Source organism: Acinetobacter sp. P8-3-8 (genome assembly GCF_000214135.1).
GTDB lineage: Bacteria > Pseudomonadota > Gammaproteobacteria > Pseudomonadales > Moraxellaceae > Acinetobacter.
This window is the reverse complement of the sequence record NZ_AFIE01000095.1, coordinates 1-4604: the sequence shown is the minus strand read 5'-3', so window position 1 is coordinate 4604 and position 4604 is coordinate 1. Positions and strand designations below refer to the sequence as shown.

General features: G+C 40.9%; 7 protein-coding genes and 1 pseudogene. All 8 read right to left on the bottom strand.

Translation table 11 applies throughout. The annotated features are described in order from the left end of the window. A partial coding sequence (locus GGG_RS20780) for a DUF968 domain-containing protein (protein WP_081399956.1) occupies positions 1-183 on the bottom strand: 183 nt, incomplete at its 3' end. A gap of 959 nt (positions 184-1142) precedes the next feature. After that, complete coding sequence (locus tag GGG_RS0118240) at positions 1143-1577, bottom strand: hypothetical protein (RefSeq protein ID WP_010117631.1); 435 nt, start codon at positions 1575-1577, stop codon at positions 1143-1145. Between the two features lie 9 nt (positions 1578-1586). Next, positions 1587-2099 (bottom strand): RusA family crossover junction endodeoxyribonuclease, encoded by a 513-nt coding sequence (locus GGG_RS0118235; protein WP_010117630.1) that lies wholly within the window; start codon positions 2097-2099, stop codon positions 1587-1589. Continuing rightward, positions 2092-2514 (bottom strand): hypothetical protein, encoded by a 423-nt coding sequence (locus GGG_RS0118230; RefSeq protein WP_010117628.1) that lies wholly within the window; start codon positions 2512-2514, stop codon positions 2092-2094. Before GGG_RS0118230 ends, GGG_RS0118235 begins: the two co-directional genes overlap by 8 nt. Then, the gene (locus GGG_RS21090) at positions 2507-2677 is read right to left on the bottom strand and encodes a hypothetical protein (RefSeq protein WP_227500514.1); all 171 of its coding nucleotides are present in this window, start codon (positions 2675-2677) and stop codon (positions 2507-2509) included. The genes GGG_RS0118230 and GGG_RS21090 overlap by 8 nt, the downstream gene beginning before the upstream one ends. 98 nt (positions 2678-2775) lie before the next feature. After that, on the bottom strand, positions 2776-3018 hold the full coding sequence (locus GGG_RS0118220; RefSeq protein ID WP_010117624.1) for a hypothetical protein: 243 nt from the start codon (positions 3016-3018) through the stop codon (positions 2776-2778). Continuing rightward, the gene (locus GGG_RS0118215; protein ID WP_010117622.1) at positions 3015-4379 is read right to left on the bottom strand and encodes a replicative DNA helicase; all 1365 of its coding nucleotides are present in this window, start codon (positions 4377-4379) and stop codon (positions 3015-3017) included. Before GGG_RS0118215 ends, GGG_RS0118220 begins: the two co-directional genes overlap by 4 nt. Then, positions 4376-4604 (bottom strand): annotated as a pseudogene (locus GGG_RS20075) (helix-turn-helix domain-containing protein); the annotation flags it as partial. The gene GGG_RS0118215 and the pseudogene GGG_RS20075, both read right to left, overlap by 4 nt.

Below are 4604 nucleotides of genomic sequence, written 5' to 3'. Positions count from 1 at the left end.
TTTGTATTGATCAAAATCAGAATGGCACACGTGACACAAAGGAACTGTAAACGAATCATCTGCTTTTATCCCTCTACCCTTACCATGCTTGGCTGAATTTGAATGAGCCGCTTGTGAGTTTGGATTACCGCACCGAATGCATGGTAGCTTTCTAATCTCAGCGAGTCGCTTTTGGCTACGCATACAAAGCTTCACGCAAATTCTTAATCCGCTCTTTCAGCTTAATCATGATGCCGTCAATCGTTAGCATCTCTGACCGCGTCAATCCTGATCGACTAAGATTCTGATACTTAGACAGCTCAGCACTGCAAAATTCTAAGTCTTTTTTCGCTTGTACTTTGTCTGTCATACTTTCCTCTAGGCATTAAAAAACCCCTCGGAAGGGGTTTAATCTTAAAGATGAAGTGAATAGCTAACTTAATTCTCACATGTGGCGGTTGAATGCGTGTCGTCATATCTCATCAACTCAAATTAAGCCATCAATGCTTTGAACAGTGGTACTGACGTAATACTGCTAGCCTACTGCCTTTTTATTCACTTCTCTTTAAAATCTGTAATGGTTTAATTTTCCCACACTTCCTACACTCTCTGACCGTAAAGAAATCTGAATATTCCCAAACGTGTCGGCAGAAGATTTGTTTTATTCGGAGCATAGATACCTCCATTAAAATTAAAAAGGACGTGGTGATCTGCCACATCCTTGCCTTAGATTACGATATTGATCAGCTCGGCAACTGATCTACCGCTACTCAACACGACAAACATCTCAAAGTTAGCTATTGATCCGCTCTGTGTCTTTCATTCTCTTTGGTCGGGGTGTCACCCACAATTTGAGGCTCTGAGGCTAACTCAATGTGTGACGAAATCACATTGGATATAATGGCTGTCTTTTAATAGACAACAAAAAAGCCCACATTTCTGTGAGCTTCTTCTGACTTAACTGATTCACTTTGCATTTTGTCTATGCGCTAATACCCACTGAATCTAGGGGGTTGGGGTTGTCCTTTCATTGTTCCCGTCACCATCTCGTAAATTGCTTAAAGCACTTGGACATTCGAGAATATCTTGTTAGTCGTGTGATCTACTTACAACTTGCACGACTATAACAGAAATATGCCATATTGCGGTCGACCAGTCAATATCTATCCAATCTTCATGCGGTTATCACGCGAATGAATTGCAAACTTTGCACAGCTGATCATTGTGTGAGTCATTTGTTTTGATTGATTTGTAATCTCAGCTACTGCACTTAGACTACGATTCTCAACCTTGTGCTTAACTAGGCACATCACTGCGTACTTAACCTGATAGTCCACTGAATCACTCTTAAATATACTTCTCAGCAATGTCTGTACCTGCTCTGCCTCAAAGTCACTGATCTCACAACGGATATAACACTTCGGGTTGCGTGGTGTTTTATCTGCTTCACGAATCAACCAATAGATCTGATTAACATGTAGACCATCAGGCAATTCACCACCTTTTAAACGAGCGGTTTCACACCAAGCACCAAATTGCTCAAGCCATCCATCAATTGTGTATTTAGACCAGTCCATAATTCTCACCGCTGCGTTCATAATTGCCCCTTAAACCTTTAACTTTTCAACTTGAATAATCAACTTCCCGCCTTTTTCTGATGGCAAACGCTTCACAAGCAATTCATCCACCTGAGAATCATCCAGAATCAACCCACCTTTTGACAAAGCATCAAAGCAAGGCTTAACGATGTTATCGATGTCACGTATTTTCGCATCAGGTGGCGCGTATTCGATCTTTACTCGAACTCTGCCCTGATACCCTGCTGGCTCAATAAAACGCTTCATAACATCAATAAAGTGGATTGCACGCTTACTTAATCGATTGGTCTTGTTAGCCCCACGAATCCAATAATGATTCACCGAAGGAGGTGTGATTAAAACTTCACACCAGAGCAATTCATCATTCATCACACCAAATCCTTTCCCTTCGACCAGATGAGCTGGAACCTTCGGCATTGGATCTGGATTGGATTTCTTTTTCCCCGACTTGGCTGTTACACCAAATCGAGGGCCAATACCTGCTTTTCGTGCCTGTGCTGCGGTGATACGGAGATTAGTCATTGGCACCTCGCAGGGCTCTACACAAAGCCTCTACAAACAATTTCTGGTCTAGATCGGGATGCCACCAATTATTTATAAAATTTAATGCTTGATTAATCCGCTTGTCTTTCTCTTCAACATCCTTACTCAGCACATTAAATTGATGCATATGCCCATCAACTTCTTGAAGTAATGTTTGCTTATGCTCTGCGAGCTCATCAACCTCAGCCTGTCGGGATTGCCATATCTGAAAACCAAAGTCCAATGAGGCAACACCATACCGCCCTTTTTTCTCGGTATATGGAGTACATCTCAATTGAAGCTTTTGAGAGTCATCCCCATGTTCTTGAATGAAATTCTCGTAAGACTTGCGAGTTCGCTCATTAAATTCTTTTAATGAATTTTGGTAATCTTCAAGTGTTTCAAACTTATCCATGACGTTCTGCCTCCGCTGTCCAATCCTCACCGCCTGCTAAATCCCAAACTAATGTACTCGGACTAACGTGATTGCGAATGTCGCTACAATTGTCTGATTCAATCTTCTTAACTAAATTAGAAATTGGTCTATTGCCCATCAGCTCTTTCTTTTCGCACTTCATACAGCTTCTTGAATATCCCAAGTGGTCATGAACCCAATAGTGTTCACATTTCTTGTTTAAGAGATTTAAGTCATTTTTTGTCAGGTTGTTTATAGTTGTCATAGTGCCACCCAAAAAAGTTGTTTAGCTTTGTCTGTTGGAAGGAATCCTTGAGGCTTTGCTCTGTCAGTTGTCAAATACCCAGTAGCAACTAGCTGCTCTGCAAAATGAATTGATTTTGAATAGCTCCCACCAATCCAACCTTGAATATCTTTGCTTGATGTTTTGCTTTTCTTTTCGATTGATTTCTTTAAAACTAAAACCATCTTTTCGCCTTGTTTGATTGCACTTAGTTGCTTCACACCCCACCTCCTTGCATCATTGCGTAATATTCAGGACTTAAATCTGCAAATGTTGAGCGAGCTAAGTCAGTTGCTAATTTCACTGTTCCAGTTGAGCCATTACGTGCTTTACCAATAATGATTTCAGCCGTTCCAACCTCTTTAGATTCCTTGTTGTAAACCTCATCACGGTAGATAAACATGATGATGTCTGCATCCTGCTCTAAATCCCCTGACTCTTTTAAATCAGCGTTTACAGGGCGCTTGTTTGGTCTGTTTTCAAGGTTTCGATTCAATTGAGCTAATGCAAATACTGGGCATTCAAAATCACGAGCAATCTTTTTCAATTCCCCTGAAATCTCACCAATATCTTTGTCAGAGCGACCATAATTGTTTTTAGTGAGTGGAGTTACACGCTGGATATAATCAACAAATATCGCACCAACTTTCCCATATTCAGCTTGTACTTTTCGTGCTGATCTACGGATCGTTGAAGTCGTTGAACGAGCATTGTCATCAATCATCAAAGGTGCTTTTTCTAAGATCATTGCAGCAGTATTAATCTTTCCACAGTCCTCAATTTGAGCCTTACCACTTAAAACTTTCCGCAATTCAATCTGACCAATTCCGCTAATCATCCGCTGTGCAATCTGTTTGCCTGACATTTCGATTGACACAAACAACACAGGTAGGTTTTGATTAATCATCATGTCTGCTGCAAAGTTTTGAGCAAGTGTTGTTTTACCCATGCTTGGACGTGCACCAATGATGACTAAATCACCCTTACCGACTTCACCAAGCTTGTTGTCTAGCTCAACAAAACCAGTACGAATACCACCATCAAAAGGCGTGTTGTTGTGCAATGCAGTGTGTCGCTCTAAAAACTCCTTAATCGCATCCTTAGAGAACTCATGTGCATGTTTAAGGCGATTGTCCACCGAACCTGTTTCTAAGCCACTGACAAGAGCTTGTGCGCGATTTAAAGCGGTTTCTGATGTGTACGAAACCATATCCAAAGCAACAGTGCCGATTTGTTTACTCACATCTTGAATCTTTCTGCGTACAGCAAAATCTTTAAGTTTTTTAAGGTGTGTTGGTAAAAGCGAATGAGGGCAATAGCACCCCATCAAATTGAGAATGAATTTTTCATCAACCGCATTAACTTCAATCGCATTAGCACGGATCAACTCCCAAAGCATAACTTGGTCATATCCCTCGCCTTTCACAAACTGTGATTTAACATGAGTCCAAATAATTTGATGTTGAGCTGCGTAGAAATCACTTGCTTGGATCTGCTCAATGTATTCGTCCATGCCTTGCTCAGTACCGATCACAGTAGACAAAATCGCTTGTTCAACAGGGATAGAAAATAATTCAATCATTGGTCCATCCCCTTGAATGATTTGCGGACACCTTTAAATTCAGTGCTTAGTGCTTGCTGTGGTTGTTCAGGTTGAGAAACTTCGATGTACTCAGGATGTAATTTCACATGACGTTCAAACTTGTCAGAAATCCAATTTGCAAACTTGTAGAGTTTTTTGGCATCAGACAAAACTTGACCATCGAAATGAGCGTTGAATGCTCCAAGCTCAAATTCAAAACTTGGC